3 protein-coding genes are annotated in these 4,113 nt (G+C 44.4%); all 3 read left to right on the plus strand.

Annotation, left to right across the window (positions count from 1 at the left end):
* The first annotated feature begins 209 nt into the window (after nt 1-209).
* Entirely contained in the window at nt 210-1,232 is a 1,023-nt protein-coding gene (locus tag A3756_RS13785; protein ID WP_156490469.1) for a Fe(3+) ABC transporter substrate-binding protein, read from the plus strand.
* Nucleotides 1,233-1,358: 126 nt separating this feature from the next.
* The gene (locus tag A3756_RS13790; protein WP_068508952.1) at nt 1,359-2,999 is read left to right on the plus strand and encodes an iron ABC transporter permease; all 1,641 of its coding nucleotides are present in this window, start codon (nt 1,359-1,361) and stop codon (nt 2,997-2,999) included.
* Between the two features lie 58 nt (nt 3,000-3,057).
* On the plus strand, nt 3,058-4,113 hold a 1,056-nt coding region (locus tag A3756_RS13795), incomplete at its 3' end, for a cation:proton antiporter (RefSeq protein ID WP_068553702.1).

Genomic DNA, 4,113 nt, shown 5'->3' on the forward strand with positions numbered 1-4,113 from the left:
TAAGAAAGCAAACAGTCCGACTAGTAGCAAGCGGGAGAAACTCTTCATTAGCGCTCTTTTACTCCAAAGCTCAATATTTAAATGGCATTTTATCGCTTAGTTGACTTGATAGCCATCAAGTTAAATGCTTTAAATTCTTGACTAACAATTCTTTTTATTTAAGAATGATTCGCATTACTTTATGGAAACTATATTAGGAATATTTATTTATGGCTCTGTCTCGCTTTATTTGCGTCACCCTTCTAACTCTCTCTTCCTTATTCACGACAACTGTTTCAGCAAGCAGTGAAGAGGTTAACGTATACTCTTACCGCCAGCCCTTTCTGGTTCAACCTATGTTCGATAAGTTTACCGAACAAAGCGGTATTAAGGTTAATGTAGTTTTTGCTAAGAAAGGTTTAGCTGAACGCCTGACTCGTGAAGGACGCAACTCCCCTGCCGATTTAGTTTTCACTGTCGATATTGGCCGTTTAATGGAAGTGACCAACAAAGACTTGGTTCAAGCTGTTGAATCAGAAACGCTACAAAAGAATGTCCCGGTACAATATCGCGACCCAGAAAACCGTTGGTTTGGTTTAACGACACGTACTCGCTCTATCTATGCGTCAAAAGAGCGCGCTAACCTAGCTGACATTCAAAACTATGAAGACTTGAGCAAACCCGTCTGGAAAGGCCGTATCTGTACCCGAAGCGGCAAGCACCCTTACAACCTTGCGCTGATCGCATCAATGATCGCTCATCACGGCGAAGCAGAAGCAAAAACCTGGTTACAAGGTGTAAAAGACAACCTGGCGAGACGTCCTCAAGGAAATGATCGAGCACAAGTAAAAGCAATCAACGAGGGTATTTGTGACCTGTCACTTGGCAACAATTATTATTTCGGCAAAATGTTAAACGACAAAGCACAGGTTGCTTGGGCAAACTCTGTCCACCTAACCTTTCCTAACCAAGGCAACCGAGGCACCCACGTGAATATCAGTGGCGTAGCACTTACTAAACACGCACCAAACAAAGAAAGTGCAATCAAGCTAATGGAGTTCCTAACACAGGACTATGCGCAAAGCCTCTATGCAGAACAAAACTTCGAGTATCCGGTTAATACTAAGGTTGAACCATCGAGCCTGGTAAAGTCTTGGGGTTCCTTCAAGTCAGATACACTGCCACTCGCAGATATTGCTAATCTAAGAAAGCGTGCAGCACAGTTAGTTGATGAAGTTGCCTTCGATGAATAATGACTCTAGATAAGCTAAGGCCATGGCTTTTAGAAAAATAAACTAAAGCGGCACTATGCCGCTTTTCGTTTTTAATGTATCTTGCTCAGCTCGCCGTAACTCGAATACTTTGAAGGTTTATCACTCTTGAATTTCAGACTAAACGCTCAAGAGCGTCCCTGGTTCATTTCATCTTTCATTATCGCAACCCTTATCGGTCTCCCGATTGTTGCGGTGGCTTACCTCGCTCTTTTTCCAGAGGAAAACGCCTGGCCGCACCTGCTTAATACAGTTTTACCTAGTTATCTGAAAAACACGCTGATTCTTATGCTTGGCGTTGGCTCCCTAACTTTTCTGGTTGGAACTGGCTCAGCTTGGCTTATTTCCATGTACGACTTCCCCGGCAAAAAGTGGCTGAGTTGGGCCTTATTACTCCCCTTTGCCGTACCCGCTTACGTCATCGCTTATACCTACACTGATTTTCTGGAATACGCAGGCCCCGTGCAATCAGCGCTTCGAGAGCTATTTGGCTGGAAGACCAGCAGAGATTATTGGTTCCCCGAAATCAGAAGTATGGGGGGAGCTATTATCATGATGTCACTAGTACTCTACCCTTACGTCTACATGCTGGCACGCGCGGCCTTTCTTGAGCAGTCGATTTCCCTCTATCGCATTTCACGCAGTCTAGGCTCTACGCCCTTCCAGTTCTTTTATCGAGTATCCTTACCCATTGCACGGCCCGCTATTGCGGTTGGCCTGTCTTTAGTACTAATGGAGACACTTAACGACTTTGGAACGGTAGATTATTTCGCCGTCCAAACCTTAACAGCGGGTCTTTACGACACGTGGTTGAACATGGGCAACTTGGGTGGTGCAGCACAGATAGCCTTACTAATGATGGCTGTCGTGGTTATTCTTATTAGCTCTGAACGCTACTCTCGACGCAGACAAAAGCAATACCAGTCGCGCAACCAAGGCTCAACCATTCCAAGCCATAAGCTATATGGAATAAGGGCTTATCTGGCATTCGCAGTCGCCTTCTTACCGGTATTGTTAGGGTTTCTGTTTCCCTTCTCACTTCTAACGATTTATGCAGTCAAATACTTTGAAATATCCTGGCACAGCAATTTTATAGAGTACGCACTAAACAGTTTTGTTTTAGCCAGTATTGCCGCCTTTGCCACACTGGTTTTAGGCATCGTACTTACTTACAGCAAACGACTAAATTCCAATAAGCTCACTCAGCACCTGGTCAACTTCTCTAGCCTAGGCTACGCCATACCAGGCGCGGTGCTTGCGATCGGAATTATCATTCCCTTTGCTGCCTTCGATAATACCCTTGACGGTCTTATGAGAGAGCACTTTGATTTCTCAACAGGATTGATTTTGAGCGGTACGGCTTTCGCAATTGTATTTTCCTATTCTGTTCGCTTCTTAGCTGTCTCTTCAGGGTCCGTAGAGTCCAGCCTATCTAAAGTAACACCAAGCATGGACATGGCATCGCGCTCACTTGGCCATAATTATTTATCGACACTATTTAAAGTACACCTGCCCATTATCAAGCGGGGTGCTCTTACCGGCATGCTTGTCGTGTTTGTAGACTGTTTGAAAGAATTGCCTGCTACACTAATTTTACGGCCTTTTAATTTTGAAACACTGGCTACACAGGTTTACCAATTTGCTTCCGATGAGTTACTTGAGCAAAGCGCCTTGAGCGCACTAATCATCGTTGCAGTGGGTATTCTGCCAGTTATATTGTTAGACAAGAGTATTAGCCAAAAGTCCTAAGATACGAAGCAATTAGCAACCCAAACATTCATCGACTTAAGAGAAGTAAATAAGCAATATGAGCATCATCTGGATTTTAGTTGCCTTCATATTTGGCTTCATTGCGAAACAAATCACACTCCCACCCTTAGTTGGTTATCTAATTGCTGGCTTCTTGCTCCATGCAAGTGGCGTTACGCCAGAACCGACACTCGAGATGCTTGCAGACCTTGGCATTACGCTAATGCTGTTTACCATCGGGCTTAAAATTGATTTCAGACAGCTTATGAGGCCACAATTATGGTCCGGAACCTTTATTCATATGAGTGGGTGGATGATACTCCTACTTCCTTTGATAATTCTTTGCACAACTACCCTCAGCCACAGCTTATTTGATCTCAGTTTGTCGCAAAGCGCCATTATCGCTTTTGCTTTTAGTTTCAGTAGCACTGTTTGCGTCATTAAGATTTTGGAAGACAATGCGGAATTAAAATCCAAACACGGTGACCTCGCTGTCGGCGTACTAATCTGGCAAGATATTGCGGCTGTTCTGTTTCTATTCTTTGCAACCGGCAAATCACCAAGCCTTTGGGCATTTAGCTTGCTTGGCCTTTGGTTCCTTCGCCCTTTATTAAAAAGAATGATGGCCTCCAGCGGTCACGGAGAGTTGATCCCACTCTACGGTTTTTTACTTGCACTTGGCGGCCCGGAGCTTTTTGAGCTTGTCGACATGAAGGGTGACTTGGGTGCACTAGTCATGGGCATGCTACTCGCAGGCTTACCTAAATCTAACGAACTCTATAAGTCGTTAATGAGCTTCAAAGACCTCTTCCTAATCTGCTTCTTTTTGTCTATCGGGTTCACCGCGTTACCAACTTTGGAAATGTGGCTCGTCGCCTTAGGCTTGACTATTTTACTCCCCATCAAGTTATTGCTTTTCTTCTTTGTGTTTAATGCGGTTGGCTTACGCTTGCGTACCAGCTTCTTGTCAGCACTCTTGCTAGCCAACTACAGCGAATTCGGGTTGATCGTTGCCAGCTTAAGTGTTGATCAAAACTGGCTAAGCCATGAATGGTTGGTCATCATCGCCCTATCGACAACTCATTCGATGGTATTTAGCTCAATTATTTACAAG

It is taken from the genome of Oleiphilus sp. HI0086, from assembly GCF_001635225.1.

Bases quoted from the DNA above. Each gene is read 5' to 3' on its own strand.
- A3756_RS13785 (WP_156490469.1), top strand. From the start codon at position 210: ATGGCTCTGTCTCGCTTTATTTGCGTCACCCTTCTAACTCTCTCTTCC.